This window comes from Streptomyces shaanxiensis (genome assembly GCF_039537145.1).
Classification (GTDB): Bacteria; Actinomycetota; Actinomycetes; order Streptomycetales; family Streptomycetaceae; genus Streptomyces; species Streptomyces shaanxiensis.
Genome location: NZ_BAAAZY010000022.1, coordinates 23,675 through 38,061 on the forward strand (window position 1 = coordinate 23,675; position 14,387 = coordinate 38,061).

Sequence of the window (14,387 nt, forward strand, 5' to 3'; positions counted from 1 at the left end):
CCTCAAACGCCGGACGGGCTGACTTTGCCTGGTCCGGCGAAATCCAGCCCCGCCGCCCCTACCTGACCGTCGCCCCCGATTCCTCCGCCGCCTTCTTCGCCGGCGGGGTGCGGGACAGGAACAGGGCGATGACCGGCGGCTTCGCCTGGAGCATCTCCAGGCGGCCGCCGTCCGCCTCTGCGAGGTCGCGGGCCACCGCGAGGCCGATGCCCGTGGAGTTGCGGCCGCTGATGGCGCGCTCGAAGATGCGGGCACCGAGGTCGGCCGGGATCCCCGGGCCCTCGTCGGTGACCTCGATGACCGCCTGGTTGCCGGTGACGCGGGTGCGCAGGGCCACCGTGCCGCCACCGTGCATGAGGGAGTTCTCGATCAGCGCGGCGAGGACCTGCGCCACCGCACCGGGCGTACCGACGGCCTCCAGATGCCGCTTGCCCGAGGTGACGATCGCCCGCCCGACACTGCGGTACGCCGGCCGCCACTCCGCCAGCTGCTGCTGGATGACCTCGTCGAGGTCGAAGGTGACGGCGGACCCGTTGCGCGGGTCGCGGGAGTTGGTGAGGAGGCGTTCGACGACGTCCGTGAGGCGTTCCACCTGCGTCAGGGCGATCGTCGCCTCGTCCTTCACCGTGTCGGGATCGTCGGTGAGGGTGATCTCCTCCAGGCGCATCGAGAGTGCCGTGAGCGGGGTGCGCAGCTGGTGGGAGGCGTCCGCGGCCAGCCGCCGCTCCGCCGTGAGCATGCGGGCGATGCGCTCGGCGGAGGAGTCGAGGACGTCGGCCACACGGTCCAGCTCCGGGACGCCGTACCGCTTGTGCCGGGGGCGGGGGTCGCCCGAGCCGAGACGTTCCGCCGTCTCCGCGAGGTCGGTCAGCGGCGAGGCCAGCCGGTTCGCCTGGCGCACCGCCAGCAGGACCGCCGCGATCACCGCGAGCAGCGCCACCGCCCCGATGATCAGCAACGTACGGCCGACCTCCCGCGTCACCGACGACCGCGGCTCCTGCACGGTGACCGTCTCGCCCTCCTCGCCCGTCTCACGGGCGCTGATGACGTCACCGGTCGGCCTGGTGCCCACCTCGATCGCCGGCTTCCCCGGGATCCGGATCTCGGCGTAACGATCCCCCTGGATCTGCTCCCGCAGCACGGAGGCGTCCACGGTCTCGTCCCCGAGCAGCCGGCTGTCCACGATGCTGACCAGCCGGACCGCCTCGGTGTCCACCCGCTCCTGAGCGGTGCTGGTGATGGTCCGCGTCTCGACGATGACGAGCGACACGCCGAAGACGGCGATCACGACGAGAACGACGGCGAGGGTGGACTGGATCAGTCGGCGGCGCATGTCCTCTACTCACCTGTACTGCGTGGTTACCGTGCGGCGTGGCGGCCGGTACGGCTGGGTGACGTGACTTGTGGCGGCCCGAGGGCTCGGGGCTCAGCTCTTCTCGAAGCGGAAGCCCACGCCGCGCACCGTGGCGATGTAGCGGGGGTTCGCCGCGTCGTCGCCGAGCTTCTTGCGCAGCCAGGAGATGTGCATGTCGAGTGTCTTGGTCGACGACCACCACGTCGTGTCCCAGACCTCGCGCATCAGCTGGTCCCGGGTGACCACCCGCCCGGCGTCCCGCACCAGCACCCGCAGCAGGTCGAACTCCTTCGCCGTGAGCTGGAGTTCCTCCTCCCCCATCCACGCCCGGTGCGACTCGACGTCGATCCGCACCCCGTGCGTGGCCGGCGGCTGCTGCGGCTCGGCCGCACCGCGCCGCAGCAGGGCCCGCACCCGGGCGAGCAGCTCGGCGAGCCGGAACGGCTTGGTGACGTAGTCGTCGGCGCCAGCGTCCAGGCCGACGACGGTGTCCACCTCGTCGGCGCGCGCGGTCAGGATGAGGATCGGCACGGCGTGGCCCTCGGCACGCAGCCGCCGGGCCACCTCCAGTCCGTCCATGCCGGGCAGGCCGAGGTCCAGCACGACCAGGTCCACGCCGCCCTGATTGCCGGCGTCGAGCGCGGAGGGTCCGTCCTCGCGCACCTCGACCTCGTACCCTTCCCGGCGCAGTGCGCGGGCCAGCGGCTCCGAAATGGACGCGTCGTCCTCGGCGAGCAGTACTCGGGTCATGAGCTGATGGTAGTCCGCCCATGACAAGAGCTGGGGTGTGATCGGACCCCTTGATTCTTACCGCCCTCTGGCCCGTCTCTTACCTTCGCCCGCTCTGGTACAGACCTATGCCTACGAGGTGCGATCCTGGAAAGGACCTTGGAAAGGGTGCTCGCGGTTCCCTCGACACCTGTGATCCCAGTCTCAAGTCCTTCCATTTCCGCCTGTGTCCTGACGTATGGTGAATCTACGCCCGTAGCACTGCGGGGACCTTCGGCTCACTTGACGCCGAGGGTCTCTTTTGTGTGCGGGCCGTGTTGCGGATCAAGGATCCGAGGAATGAGTTGTGGCCGGGCGGCCGAACCCGCCGGAGCCGGCCGCCCCCCACCGGGCGCGTGACCCCCCAACGTCGCCGCGCGTCCCGACCAGCAAGGATCGACCATGGCGTCCAGCCTGACGAAGGACTCGGCCTCCCCGGGCACCCCCGGCTCCGAGAAGACCTTCTTCGGCCACCCCCGCGGTATGGCCACGCTCTTCATGACCGAGATGTGGGAGCGCTTCTCCTGGTACGGGATGCGCGCCATCCTCACCCTCTACCTGATCGCGGCTGTCCTCGACGGCCCCCTGGAGGACCGGAAAGCCCTGGCCGCCGCGATCTACGGTGTGTACAACGCGGTCGTGTACATGGCCGCCATGCCCGGCGGCTGGGTCGCGGACCGCCTCTGGGGCGCCCGCAAGGCCGTGCTCGTCGGCGGCATCGTCATCGCCGCCGGCCACTTCACGCTGGCGATCCCCTCGGACATCGCCTTCTTCTGCGGTCTCGGCCTGATCGCGATCGGCACCGGCCTGCTGAAGCCGAACATCTCCGCGATGGTCGGCGGCCTCTACGAGGGCCAGTCCAGCGCCCGCCGCGACGCCGGTTTCACGCTCTTCTACATGGCGATCAACATCGGCGGCATGGTCGCCCCGCTGCTCGTCGGCTACCTCGGCGAGAACGTCAACTGGCACCTCGGCTTCGGTGTCGCCGGTGTCGGTATGACCCTCGCCGTCATCCAGTACGTCCTCGGCGGCCGCCACCTCGGCGACATCGGCAAGGAGCCCGGCACCCCTGCCTCCCCCGAGGAGAAGCGCACCGCGCTGCGCAAGGTCGCGCTGTGGGGCGGCATCGCCGTCGCCGCGCTGGTCGCGGACATCGCGCTGGGCACGTACGACATAGAGCACATCGTCAACGTGCTCGCGGTCCTCGGCATCGTGGTCCCGATCGTCTACTTCGTGACGATGTACCGCAGCCCGGCCCTGACCACCGAGGACAAGCCGAAGATCAAGGCCTTCGCCTGGTTCTTCGCCACCGCCGTGCTGTTCTGGATGATCTACGACCAGTCCGGCTCGCTGCTGACGATCTTCGCGGACACCAAGACCGACCGCATGATCGGCGGCTGGGAGTTCCCGGCGTCCTGGTACCAGTCGGTGAACCCGGCCATGGTCATCGTGCTCGCCCCGATCTTCGCCGCCCTGTGGGTGAAGCTGGCGAAGCGCAACCGTGAGCCCAGCACGCCCATGAAGTTCGCCCTGGCGATGCTCCTCATCGGTGGCTCGTTCGGCATCATGGGCCTGGCCGGCGCCGCCGCCGCGAACAGCGACACGGGCAAGGTCACCGTCTTCTGGCTGCTGAGCGTCTACCTGGCGCAGACCCTCGGCGAGATGTGCCTCTCCCCGGTGGGCCTGTCCCTCTCGACGAAGCTGGCGCCGAAGCAGTTCGTGGGCCAGATCATGGGCCTGTGGTTCCTGGCCGTCGCGACGGGCAACGCCCTCAACGGCTGGACCACCCAGCTCAACGGTCCGCTGGGTGACGCGCTCTACTACAGCCTGTGGGCCGTCATCGCCGTGGCCGCCGGTCTGGCCTTCATGATCGCCGGCCGCAAGATCCGCGCACTGATGGGCAACGTCCGCTAAGCGCCTGCGGCTGGGCTGAACCGACGGAGGCCGTCGCACCGAGGGTTGGTGCGGCGGCCTCCGGCTTTTGCGGGTCAGGTCAGTTCGGCAGCTCGTTGCGTCGTACGGCCGTGACGAAGGAGGCCCACGCGGCCGCGGGGAGGATCAGGGCGGGGCCGTGGGGGTTCTTCGAGTCGCGGACGGGGACGACGGGGGCGGGGAGGTTGTCGGCGACTTCGAGGCACTGGCCGCCGTCGGAGTTGCTGTAGCTGCTCCTGCGCCACGTCACGCCGATCAGGTCTATGGATCGCACGGTGCTTCCTCCAGCATCTGCCCGATGAACTTCCGCGACTCGGCAGGGGACAGCGCCAGGTCGCGCATCGAATCGTATGCGAGCTGCAACCGCCCAACTTGGCTTGCTTCCTCGATCAGTTCGCCCCGATAAGCGGTCTCCGTGTAGGCCACGGTACGCCCGTCGGCCATCCGCAGGAACATCACGTCCGTGCTGTCCAGGACGCACGGTCCGGCACTGAACGGCAGCAGCTGGATCGTGATCCTCGGATGCTCGGCGGCCTCCAAGAGGTGCTCCATCTGCTCGCGCCACGCCGCCGGGTCACGCAGCGCCATGCGCAGCACCGCCTCGTACAGGATGGTGCGGAGGCGCGGGCCGCCGTCCCCCATGAGCAACTCTGCGCGTCCGAGTCGCGCTTCCACCTGCTGGACGAGTACGTCCCCCTCGATTTCGCCCGCCGCGAGGACCTCCGTCGCGTATCCCCTGGTCTGAAGCATGCCCGGCACTCGGGTGACGCCGAAGTGCCACAGGCTCTCCGCCTCGGCCTCCAGCAGCATGTACCTGCGGTACTGCTCCTTGAACTGGGTCGGATCCCCCACCGCCAGCTCCCACAACGCCAGCAACAACCCTGGCGTCCCGTAGAACTCGTCCAGCGACTGCGCCATCTCGGGGCTCCCCAGCGACTGGCCCCGCTCCAGCTTCCCCAGCGTCGAATAGTCCCAGCCCAGTTGCTCCGCGAGCTGCCGCAGGGTGACCCCTCTCTGCTCGCGCAGCCTCCGTACCTCCTCCGCGTACCTCAATCGCGGCTCGTGGCTGCGGCTCGTCACCCTCCGTCGCTGCGGCACCCTGTTTCCCCTCGGCCGGGCTGTGGAATTTGTGGAATTTGGAGAGCCGAGCGTGGAACTAGCGCGTCTCAACAGCCTTTTCGCGTCCCCGGCACGGCATGCTCGTATCTGCACCTGAACACGCACCGTAATCCAGCGGATGCGTACAGCACAGGCGTTCCCCTGAATCGCCCCTCAAGGAGTGAGCCATGATCACGCCCACGACGCTCCCCCGCCTCCCGCGCCGCACCCGCCCGACCCGCCCGGCCGCCGCCACCTGGACGCCGCGCGGTGGCTGGGCTCGGCCGACGCCCTCCGTGCTGCGGGCGATGGAATCGGCGCTCGCGCGGTGGTCCGCGTGACCACGCGTGAGGCACGGGTGGCGGCGCCCCCGCCCCCGCCCACCTGTGACGTGTGCGGGGCGTTAACGGCCCAGCGGGACGCGGCGAGAGAGGCGGGCCGGACCGCCGAAGTCAGCGCCTGCGAACGGGAGTTGAGGGAGCACAGGAGCGTCGGACGGGGGTGTACGCGGTGATCGAGCCGCCGCCCCGGACGAAGCCGTCGTTCGACGTGAGCCGCTCTCCCGTCCCCGTGGCCGGTTGCGAGTCCTGCCGGGACCTGGCGGCACGGCGAGCGGCGGCGCGGACCGCGTTCGACTACAGCGCGGTGGCCGACGCGAACGTGATGATGCGATCGCATCTACGCCTGGACCACTGACCGACTGCCGGCAACGGCAGCGTCCCAAAGGGGCGCGGGACTGTGTCTATATGCGGCTCCGCCGCGCGGGCGCGACCAGCCACAACTTCCCCGCAGACAACCGGCGCCCCTTTCCCGGCACTACCGGCGGAGCCTAACGCAGACGACGCCCGGGCATGAACGTGAAGACCGCGCCACCCAGCAGCAGCGCCGTCCCCGCCACCAGCCCCAGCGCCTTCAGCGAGCCCTGGTCCTCCGCACCGGTCGCCGCCAAGCCACCGTCGGTCGACGAACCTCCGGCGGAACCCCCGGCCGAGCCGCCACCGGAAGCCCCACTCGCCTGCTCGGTCGTGTCCAGCGTCAACGACACCTCCGTCTTGGCCGGCGTGCACGTCGTCGTCGTACCGAGGGCCTCGATCGTCAGCACTCCCGGCGACAGCGTCGACTCCCCGCTCGCGCCCGGTTTGTACGTGCCCGTGAGGTCCGGGATCTCGATCGGGTCGCCCGCCTTGATGGCCTCGGAGTTGGTCGGGCCCTCGACGTGGACCGTGCCCTTGTCCGCGCCGCCCAGGACGACCTCCATCGACGGCTTGACCGAGTCCTTGGGGATGTCGGCGGGGCTGTCCATCACCGACTTCTTGAACTGGACCGTGAGGTCGAAGCTCCCGCCGTTCTTCTTGGCGTCGATCTGGACCGGCGAGGTCGCCTCCTTGTCGCCGATGGGCGTCTTGCACTCGTACGGGACCTGGACCTCCTTGCCCGTGAAGTCGCTCTGGCCGCCGTCACCGCCCCCGCCACCGGTGCTGGAACCGCCGGCGTCCCCGCCCGTCTCGCTCTCACTCGGCGTCGGGCTCGGGCTCGACGAGCCGGTCGGCAGGCCCGTAGGCAGATCGGTCGGCACACCCGTCGGCAGCGTCGGTACGACCGTCGGCAACCCACCCGTCGTACCGCCCGGGCCCCCGCCCCCGTCCGTCACCTTGATCGTCGCCGCCTTCTGCACCGTCTCCTTCGGCGTGCACTTGGTGTCCGTGGAGATCGGCTTGTTGACGTTGATGTTGTACGCGTCCGGCGTCAGGGTCACCTCGCCCGGTGCCGTCAGCTTCAGCTTGCCCTTCATGTCGGACAGCTTCATGTCGCTGTTCTTGGGGATCGGCGGGTTCTCGCGCGGCCCCTGCATCGCGATGTCCGCCGTCTGCGCACCGGCCGCCTTCAGAGTGCCGGTCGGCTGGACCGTGTTCTGCTCCAGGTCGAGGATGTTCGGGTTCTTGGACGCCGCCTGCACGAACTTCCAGACGACCTCCACCTCGTCGCCGACCTTCGCCTCGGCGGGCGCGGTGATCTCCACCTTGGTCGTGCCCTGGACCGGCGGCAGCCCGGAGATGGCGGGCGGGATGCACTCGGTCGCGTACGCCACCTCGGCCGCCTGCGCGGGTGCGGCGGCGACGCCGAGCAGGATGCCCGCACCGCCGAGCATCAGGGCGGCGCCCGCCGCGGTCGCTCTCCGAGGACGTGCCGGTGTGACTCTCCTTCGCATGCTCACGGGGGTCCTTTCCTGATGGGAGTCGTAGGACTCGTCGGTCTGTCGTCGTCGTGCGGTGCGGAGAGCCGACCGGCCGCGCCCGGGGCGTTGTCCGGGGTGAACCACGGCAGGGTCGAGGGAGCGGGCGAGGCGTGCCTCGCCTCTTGCCGGGGCCGCAGCCCCGGTATGCGCAGGGCCACTTCGGGCATGCGGAAACCGCGGCGGCGGGACGTCTGCCGTGGCCGTACCCGGTCCACCACCGCCATCCCGGCGCGGAACAGAGCCGCCGGTACGACCAGGCAGACCAGTACCCAGAACAGCGTCACGCCCCAGGGCCGGCCCACGCCCCAGGGCTGTTCGGCCATCACCTTGCCGCCGTACTTCAGGGAGACCGTGTAGTCGCCGTGGGCTCCGGCGGTGAGCTCCACCGGCAGTTCGATCCGTGCCTTCCTGCCCGGCTGGATCGTGCCGCGCCACTGCTGTTCCTCCCACTCCGGGGCGAACACGCCGTGGGAGGTGCCGACCTGGAAGACGGGGTTCTTGACCGGCGACGTACCGACATTGCCGACGGTGAACACCAGCGTCCGTGCCGGCGGTGCGCCGAACCAGGTCAGCAGACCGCCGGAGCCGTCGAGGCGGGTGTCCGTGAGGACCGACAGGCGGCCGCCCGCCGGCTCCGCGGGCAGCGGCTCGACCGCGTGCCCGGCCACCTGGAAGATCGCGTCGGCCTCGGCCTTCGCCCCGGTCACCGTCGCCACGTGCACCACGCACGGGCACGGCACCGGCGGCTCGGCCACCGGCAGCTTCCGGCTGAACCGCCCCTCGGCGTCCGTCGTCACGGCCCTGCCGTCCGCGTTGGCGCAGGAGTTGGTGCCGCCGGTCACACCGGTCGACGGCACGGACTGGCCGCAGACGAGGATCATCAGCAGCGCCTTCGACCGCCAACCGCTGCCGGTCACGGTGATCGAACCGCCCGTCCCCGCCTGCGACTTGGAGAGCTTCACGGCGGGCGGATCGGCGGCCGTGGCAGGGGTCGGCGCCAGCAGCAGCGCCAGCACGGCCAGCAACACAGCCATTCGCACCCTGCCGTTCACGTCCCCGCTCCCGTCAACTCGGCTTGCCTGTCCGGCCGCTCGGCCTCGGCGACCTCGCCGTCGTAGGGCCTACGGCGCCTTCGATGCCGTACGACCGACCAGGCGCCCAGCGCCGCCCCCGCGCACCCCGCGACCCCGGTCACCGCGCCCCACGGCACGAACCGCACCGACACCTGCGCCGTGTCGCGCACCCCGCCCGCCGCCGTCACCGTCAGCCGCACGTCGACCGCGTCGAGCGCCGGCCGGTCGGGCCACGGCTCGTCGAGCCTCGTCCGGCTGCCCGGGGGAAGCTCGACGGGGAGGGTGCGCGGGGCCCGGTCGAGGACACGGCCGAAGACGCCGTCGGCCCGGACGGCCAGCCTCGGGGCGATGGGCGTCGTACCGCGGTTGACCAGCTCGTACGCGATGCGGTCACCGCTCACCCGCACCTGCTCGACGGTCAGCGCCGACAGCTCCGGGACGGTGACACGGAGCTGTCCCCGCACCCGCCGTTCGTCGCCGTCCGTGTCGCGGGCCACGATCTCGACGGCTCGGTCGGTGGTGGGGACGGTCACCGTGAAGGGAACGTCGGCGCGGGTGCGGGCGGGGACGCGCACGGTGTCGTCCTTGAACGTGACACCGGCGCCGCGCAGGCGGACCGTGACCGGCGCGCCGCTCCGGTTGGTCACGGACACCGTGTCCTCGAGGACCGTCCCCGCCGGACCCTCGCCGTAGAAGGACGGTCGCCCACCGCCGGAGGGCGCGAGGGACCACCGCTCGGCGGCCGTGGCGGCAGGGGACACCGCGAGCAGAAGCAGCAGGGACAGGCACAGGACACGGGCGGCTGACGACATCGGCGGCTCCAGCAGTCAGACGAAAGCGGTCAGCGGCGTACCGTCTGCCCCTGCCCCCTCCGCGTCAGCCACAGCGCACCCGCCGCGCCCGCCAGCAGGACCGTGCCGCCGAGGGTGCCCAGGGCGATCGCCGAGTCCTCGGGGCCGGTCTGCGGGAGCTCGGCGCCGGAGCCGGAGCCGCTCTGGGTTCCGCCGCCGCCTCCACCGCCCGCGGCCGTCACGTCGAGGGTGAGCGACGGTCCGGGGCTGTTGGTGGGCGTGCACGTGGTCGTCGTACCGAGGGCCTTGATGGTGAGCACGGCCGCCGTGAAGGTGACCTTGCCGGTCTTCTTCGGGGTGTACGTGCCCGTGAGGTCATTGATCTTGATGGGGGTGTTGGCGGGAATCGCCTCCTGGTTGGCGGGGCCCGTCACCGACAGGGTGCCGCTGTCGGCGCCGCCCAGCTTGATGGTGGCGCTCGGGTTCATCGCGCCCTTGCCCAGCTCGACCGGGCTGGACGAGACGCCCTTCTGCCACGACATGGTGATCTTGTAGCCGCTGCCGCTCTTGACGCCCTTGATGTCGATGGGCGAGACGGCGCTCTTGTCGCCGATCGGCGTCTTGCAGGCGTAGTTGACGTCGACGACCTCGGCCCGGGCCGCGGGGGCGGCCATCAGCACCGCCGATCCGGCCAGGGCCGCGGCGGTCGCGAGCGCGGCGGTTCGCTTCTGCTTCGACACGGTCCCCTCATTCCTGACGGCACATCAGATCGGCCGTCAAGGTACGCCCGGGGCCTCGAGGAAGGAAGACACGGCGCACGCCGGAGTTGTGGCGATCCGGCGTGCGCGCGAGGGGGTTCGGGTGGAGAACGACCCCCTCAGGGTGACCCTGGGTAACACGGGGTCAGGCCGGGCCCAGCACCTCGGGCAGCCCCCACCGCCGCAACACCTCCGGCACGGCCACCGTCCCGTCCGCCCGCTGGTGCTGCTCCAGGATCGCGGGCAGCAGGCGGCTGGTGGCCAGCCCCGAGGCGTTGAGGGTGTGGACGTACTCCGCCTTGCCCCCGCCGGCCGGGCGGTACCGGATACCGCCGCGCCGGGCCTGGTAGGCGCGGGCGTTCGACACCGAGCTGACCTCGGCGTACGCGCCCAGGCTGGGCAGCCAGACCTCCACGTCGTACGTTCTGGCCTGGGCGGCGCTGGTGTCCCCGGCGGCGAGCTGGGTGACCCGGTGGTGCAGGCCCAGTCCGGCCACCAGTTCCTCCGCCCGGGCCAGGAGTTCGAGGTGCGCGGCGTCCGAGTCCTCGGGCCGGGCGAACTGGAACAACTCCACCTTGTTGAACTGGTGCCCGCGCAGCGTCCCGCGCTCCGCCGTGCGGTGGCTGCCGCTCTCCCTGCGGTAACAGGGCGTGTAGGCCACGTACTTGCGCGGCAGTTCCCGCTCGTCGAGCGTCTCGCCGCGGTGGAGGTTGACCAGGGCGGTCTCGGCGGTGGGCAGCAGGAACCGCTGGGGGCGGCCGGCCTCCCGGCGGGGCGCGGCCTCGCCCTCCTCGACCACGAAGACGTCCTCGGCGAACTTCGGGAACTGGCCCGCCGTGTACCCGGCTTCGTACGTCAGCAGATGCGGCGGCAGCACGAACTCGTAGCCCGCCCGGCGATGGGCGTCCAGGAAGTGGTTGAGCAGCGCCCACTCCAGGGCGGCGCCCTCGCCCCGGTAGATCCAGTGGCCGTTGCCGGCGAGGCGCGTGCCCCGCTCGTAGTCGACGAGGCCCAGCTCCTGGGCGAGCCGTACGTGGTCCTTCGCGGCGAAGCCGAAGGCGGGCGGGGCGCCCACGCTCCGGACGACCTGGTTGTTCTCCTTGCCGCCCGCCGGCACGTCGTCGTCGGGCAGGTTGGGCAGGGCGTCGAGGAACTCCCGGTGGCGGGCGGCGAGGCGGGCGAGGCCTGCCTCGGCTTCGGTGAGGCGGTCGGTCAGGGCCTTGGCCTCGGCCCGCAGCTCGTCCGCGGGGGCGTCCGTACGGCGTCGTACGGCGACCTCGGCCGAGATCCGCCGCCGCTCGCCGCGCAGCCGCTCCACGGCGGTACGGGCCTCGCGGAACTCGGTGTCCAGGGCGAGGAAGGCCGGGATGTCGGCGTCCACGGCGCGTTTGCGCAGGCCGTCGCGGACCTGGTCGGGGTGCTGTCGGATGAGGGTGACGTCGAGCATGGTGCCCGCTCCGTCCGGTCGGCCGGGGCGCACGGTCCGCCCCGGGGTGGTCCCTCGGGGCGTGGGCGAGAGGGTGCTCGCGGTGCCACCACGCCTTCACCGCCGTACGACTACTGCGTGGCCGTACGCCGGTCTCGTTCGGGCCCGATGACGGGGGCCGGCCGGCGGGGCATTTCCTCCCCGCACTCGGGAGTGGATTCGCCCGGGCGCGAGGCCGCCTTCACAACGACCGGCGGCTCTCTCGGCTCACGGACCCGGGCTACTTGTCTCCGTCAGCGCGTTGCGGGAGAGCGTAGAGCAGCACGTCAGCGGCACGGAACCGATTTTTCGGTACGGCGTGGCGGGCGGTCCTAGGCCGGTGCTCCCAGTTCCGCCCACACCGTCTTGCCCGCGACCCCCGGCGACCGTACGACCCCCCAGTCCAGGCACAGCCGCTGCACGATGAACATGCCGTGGCCGCCGGGGCGGCCCGCGCGGTGCGGGGTGCGGGGGGCCGGCTGGCCCGTGCCCCTGTCGGAGACCTCGACGCGGATGACCTTGTTGTCGCAGGCGATCCACATCTCGGCCGGTCCCTCGGCGTGCAGGCAGGCGTTGGTGACCAGCTCGGAGACCACGAGCAGCACGTCCTCGGCGGCGGCCCGCTGGTCGGCGGTGGCGGCGGGCAGCCAGCCCCACGCGTACAACGCCTGGCGGGCGAAGTCACGGGCGAGCGGGACGACGCCGCTCTGGCCCGCGAAGTCCAGCCGCCGGACCTGCCGCCCCGCGGACGGCTCGGCGGACGACTCGGGCCCGTCGGGTGCCCCGGAGGACCCCTCGGGCGCCCCAGAGGGCCTTTCGGACGCCCCGGAAGCGCCGCTCGGCTCAGGGCCGCGGTCGCCCGGCGAGAAGGGCCGGGTGGTGCTCATCAGCGCTTCACCTCACCGATTCACCGATACCAGTACCAGTTCAACATTCACACGATTCACAAGTCAGTACGCAGAGTCAGTACGCCTGTACACGGCCGGCCCTTTGCCTGACGCGTCGGTCACAGTCCCCACCCCCCGGTGGCCGACATCACAGCCGACAGGTTCAGGGTGTCTCCTGCCCGACCGCGGCGAGGGAACACCCCCGTATTCGGCACAAATGATGTGACGTCTGATGCGGCGTCGGACGTGAGGGGTCAGCCCGGCCCGTCGGCCTCGTCGACCAGGGCGTCGTCGAGCGAGTCGTGGACCGTGAAGACCGCCGAGGCCCCGGTGATCTCGAACACACGCGCAACGGCGGGCAGCATGCCCGCGAGATGCACTCCGCCGCCGGCGGCCTCCGCCTTCAGACGCGCGCCGAGCAGTACGTTCAGCCCCGTGGAGTCACAGAACTCGAGCCGCGAGCAGTCGACGACCAGCCGGCTGAAGCCCTTGGCGAGGCAGTCATCGAGTGGCTCACGCAACAAATCGGCAGTGTGGTGATCCAACTCACCTGCCGGGGTCACGACGGCGCTGGAGCCCTCTTCCCGCACCTCGACCAGAAGTCGGCCAGACTGTGCGCTGCCGACGGTCCCGCGGTCCATGCCGTCTCTCACTCCCGACGTCGTGGCTGCTGACTCACGCTCTCGAACACTACGCCTTCCCTACGCCCCCCAACACCCGAACATCCACCCAGAAACGGACATTTCGGAACACAGCGCACTTGCGGTGGGCTCCCGAAAGCGGGTAGGGCTAGTAGAGACACGTAACCGACTCGGCCGGCTTTGGAGGCGCCGCACACCGCAGTGCACACACAGGCTTCGGCAGCCATATGCCGAGAACGATGGAGGACATCATGTCACCCCGGCTCGACGCATCGCATACCCAGAAGGCGACGTCGGCACCCCGACCGGAACATCTGGATCCCATCGAGCAGAGCAACGACGTACACCCCGAACCGGACTTCGGTCAGGAGTTCGGGCAGGACGACGTACTCGCCGGGCTTCCGGACATCCCCCCTTATGACGAGGTGGGGCCGGTGGACGCGCGGGCCCTGTCGAAGACTCTCTTCGAGCGGCTGGAGTCGCTGGAGGAAGGGACCCACGAGTACTCGTACGTCCGGAACACGCTCGTCGAACTCAACCTCGCCCTGGTCAAGTTCGCCGCCTCCCGCTTCCGCTCGCGCAGCGAGCCGATGGAGGACATCATCCAGGTCGGCACCATCGGCCTGATCAAGGCGATCGACCGCTTCGAGCTCAGCCGCGGCGTGGAGTTCCCCACCTTCGCGATGCCGACCATCATCGGCGAGATCAAGCGCTTCTTCCGCGACACCTCGTGGTCGGTGCGGGTACCGCGCCGGCTGCAGGAGCTCCGGCTCGACCTGGCCAAGGCCGGCGACGAGCTGGCCCAGAAGCTGGACCGCGCCCCGACGGTGGCGGAACTGGCCGAGCGCCTCGATCTGACCAACGACGAGGTCGTCGAGGGCATGGCCGCGTCGAACGCGTACACCGCCTCGTCGCTGGACGCCCAGCCCGAGGAGGACGACGCCGAGGGCGCGCTGGCCGACCGCATCGGCTACGAGGACCACGGCATCGAAGGCATCGAGTACGTCGAGTCGTTGAAGCCGCTCATCGCCGAACTCCCGCCCCGGGACCGGAAGATCCTCTCCCTGAGGTTCGTCGCGGGCATGACGCAGTCGGAGATCGGCGACGAACTCGGCATCTCGCAGATGCATGTGTCGCGGCTGCTGTCGCGCACACTGATCCGGCTCCGAAAAGGGCTGACGGTCGAGGAATGACCGGTCGAGGAGCGGTGACCGCTCCTTCGCACCGACCAGCGCTGTGCCCGGTGCCCCGCCGAATTCGTCGGCAGGGCACCGGGCACAGCGCATTCAGGGGTTACCCACAGAAACCCTTTCCCCAGAGCTTCCCTTCCTCCACTATGAGCCGTCATACCCGCCGGTAAGTCAGGTCTCCGGACGGGTCGCAC

Annotated in this window: 15 protein-coding genes; 4 read left to right on the forward strand and 11 right to left on the reverse strand. The window is 70.7% G+C overall.

Going from position 1 to position 14,387, the window contains the following annotated elements:
- Positions 1–58: 58 nt before the first annotated feature.
- Positions 59–1,333 carry an ATP-binding protein gene (locus tag ABD932_RS32955; protein ID WP_345018410.1) on the reverse strand — a complete coding sequence of 425 codons (1,275 nt, stop codon included), beginning with the start codon at positions 1,331–1,333 and terminating at the stop codon, positions 59–61.
- A 93-nt stretch (positions 1,334–1,426) separates the two neighbouring features.
- Complete coding sequence (locus ABD932_RS32960) at positions 1,427–2,104, reverse strand: response regulator transcription factor (protein WP_345018412.1); 678 nt, start codon at positions 2,102–2,104, stop codon at positions 1,427–1,429.
- 420 nt (positions 2,105–2,524) lie between these two features.
- Between ABD932_RS32960 and ABD932_RS32965 the strand changes: the two genes are divergently transcribed.
- The gene (locus ABD932_RS32965; RefSeq protein WP_345018414.1) at positions 2,525–4,036 is read left to right on the forward strand and encodes a peptide MFS transporter; all 1,512 of its coding nucleotides are present in this window, start codon (positions 2,525–2,527) and stop codon (positions 4,034–4,036) included.
- Positions 4,037–4,115: 79 nt separating this feature from the next.
- Here the strand turns inward: ABD932_RS32965 and ABD932_RS32970 are convergent, their stop codons facing one another.
- Positions 4,116–4,328 (reverse strand): DUF397 domain-containing protein, encoded by a 213-nt coding sequence (locus ABD932_RS32970; protein ID WP_345018416.1) that lies wholly within the window; start codon positions 4,326–4,328, stop codon positions 4,116–4,118.
- Complete coding sequence (locus tag ABD932_RS32975) at positions 4,316–5,152, reverse strand: helix-turn-helix domain-containing protein (RefSeq protein ID WP_345018418.1); 837 nt, start codon at positions 5,150–5,152, stop codon at positions 4,316–4,318. Before ABD932_RS32975 ends, ABD932_RS32970 begins: the two co-directional genes overlap by 13 nt.
- Positions 5,153–5,340: 188 nt before the next feature.
- On the opposite strand from ABD932_RS32975, the gene ABD932_RS32980 reads away from it, so the two are divergent.
- Both ABD932_RS32980 and ABD932_RS32985 read left to right on the forward strand, forming a co-directional pair.
- Positions 5,341–5,493 carry a hypothetical protein gene (locus ABD932_RS32980; RefSeq protein WP_345018420.1) on the forward strand — a complete coding sequence of 51 codons (153 nt, stop codon included), beginning with the start codon at positions 5,341–5,343 and terminating at the stop codon, positions 5,491–5,493.
- 160 nt (positions 5,494–5,653) lie between these two features.
- The gene (locus ABD932_RS32985; protein ID WP_345018422.1) at positions 5,654–5,848 is read left to right on the forward strand and encodes a hypothetical protein; all 195 of its coding nucleotides are present in this window, start codon (positions 5,654–5,656) and stop codon (positions 5,846–5,848) included.
- 133 nt (positions 5,849–5,981) lie between these two features.
- Here the strand turns inward: ABD932_RS32985 and ABD932_RS32990 are convergent, their stop codons facing one another.
- The 7 genes from ABD932_RS32990 to ABD932_RS33020 form a co-directional block, all read right to left on the reverse strand.
- A complete protein-coding gene (locus ABD932_RS32990; protein WP_345018424.1) occupies positions 5,982–7,361 on the reverse strand; it encodes a hypothetical protein in 1,380 nt (459 codons plus the stop codon).
- Positions 7,362–7,363: 2 nt separating this feature from the next.
- On the reverse strand, positions 7,364–8,422 hold the full coding sequence (locus tag ABD932_RS32995; RefSeq protein ID WP_345018426.1) for a hypothetical protein: 1,059 nt from the start codon (positions 8,420–8,422) through the stop codon (positions 7,364–7,366).
- Between the two features lie 14 nt (positions 8,423–8,436).
- Positions 8,437–9,273, reverse strand: coding sequence for a hypothetical protein (locus ABD932_RS33000; RefSeq protein ID WP_345018428.1), 837 nt, complete (start codon positions 9,271–9,273; stop codon positions 8,437–8,439).
- Between the two features lie 29 nt (positions 9,274–9,302).
- Complete coding sequence (locus ABD932_RS33005) at positions 9,303–9,992, reverse strand: LPXTG cell wall anchor domain-containing protein (protein ID WP_345018430.1); 690 nt, start codon at positions 9,990–9,992, stop codon at positions 9,303–9,305.
- Positions 9,993–10,155: 163 nt separating this feature from the next.
- Complete coding sequence (gene serS / locus ABD932_RS33010) at positions 10,156–11,457, reverse strand: serine--tRNA ligase (RefSeq protein ID WP_345018432.1); 1,302 nt, start codon at positions 11,455–11,457, stop codon at positions 10,156–10,158.
- 350 nt (positions 11,458–11,807) lie between these two features.
- A complete protein-coding gene (locus ABD932_RS33015) occupies positions 11,808–12,362 on the reverse strand; it encodes an ATP-binding protein (protein ID WP_345018434.1) in 555 nt (184 codons plus the stop codon).
- 254 nt (positions 12,363–12,616) lie between these two features.
- Positions 12,617–13,003 (reverse strand): STAS domain-containing protein, encoded by a 387-nt coding sequence (locus ABD932_RS33020; protein WP_345018436.1) that lies wholly within the window; start codon positions 13,001–13,003, stop codon positions 12,617–12,619.
- 239 nt (positions 13,004–13,242) lie between these two features.
- Here ABD932_RS33020 and ABD932_RS33025 point away from each other — a divergent pair, with 239 nt between their 5' ends.
- A complete protein-coding gene (locus ABD932_RS33025) occupies positions 13,243–14,196 on the forward strand; it encodes an RNA polymerase sigma factor SigF (RefSeq protein ID WP_345018438.1) in 954 nt (317 codons plus the stop codon).
- Positions 14,197–14,387: the final 191 nt, after the last annotated feature.

Coding starts and splice junctions, on each gene's coding strand:
- ABD932_RS32965 (WP_345018414.1), top strand. CDS start 2,525: ATGGCGTCCAGCCTGACGAAGGACTCGGCCTCCCCGGGCACCCCCGGC.
- serS (WP_345018432.1), bottom strand. CDS start 11,457: ATGCTCGACGTCACCCTCATCCGACAGCACCCCGACCAGGTCCGCGAC.
- ABD932_RS32990 (WP_345018424.1), bottom strand. CDS start 7,361: ATGCGAAGGAGAGTCACACCGGCACGTCCTCGGAGAGCGACCGCGGCG.
- ABD932_RS33025 (WP_345018438.1), top strand. CDS start 13,243: ATGGAGGACATCATGTCACCCCGGCTCGACGCATCGCATACCCAGAAG.
- ABD932_RS32980 (WP_345018420.1), top strand. CDS start 5,341: ATGATCACGCCCACGACGCTCCCCCGCCTCCCGCGCCGCACCCGCCCG.
- ABD932_RS32995 (WP_345018426.1), bottom strand. CDS start 8,422: ATGGCTGTGTTGCTGGCCGTGCTGGCGCTGCTGCTGGCGCCGACCCCT.
- ABD932_RS32955 (WP_345018410.1), bottom strand. CDS start 1,333: ATGCGCCGCCGACTGATCCAGTCCACCCTCGCCGTCGTTCTCGTCGTG.
- ABD932_RS33015 (WP_345018434.1), bottom strand. CDS start 12,362: ATGAGCACCACCCGGCCCTTCTCGCCGGGCGACCGCGGCCCTGAGCCG.
- ABD932_RS33020 (WP_345018436.1), bottom strand. CDS start 13,003: ATGGACCGCGGGACCGTCGGCAGCGCACAGTCTGGCCGACTTCTGGTC.
- ABD932_RS32960 (WP_345018412.1), bottom strand. CDS start 2,104: ATGACCCGAGTACTGCTCGCCGAGGACGACGCGTCCATTTCGGAGCCG.
- ABD932_RS33000 (WP_345018428.1), bottom strand. CDS start 9,273: ATGTCGTCAGCCGCCCGTGTCCTGTGCCTGTCCCTGCTGCTTCTGCTC.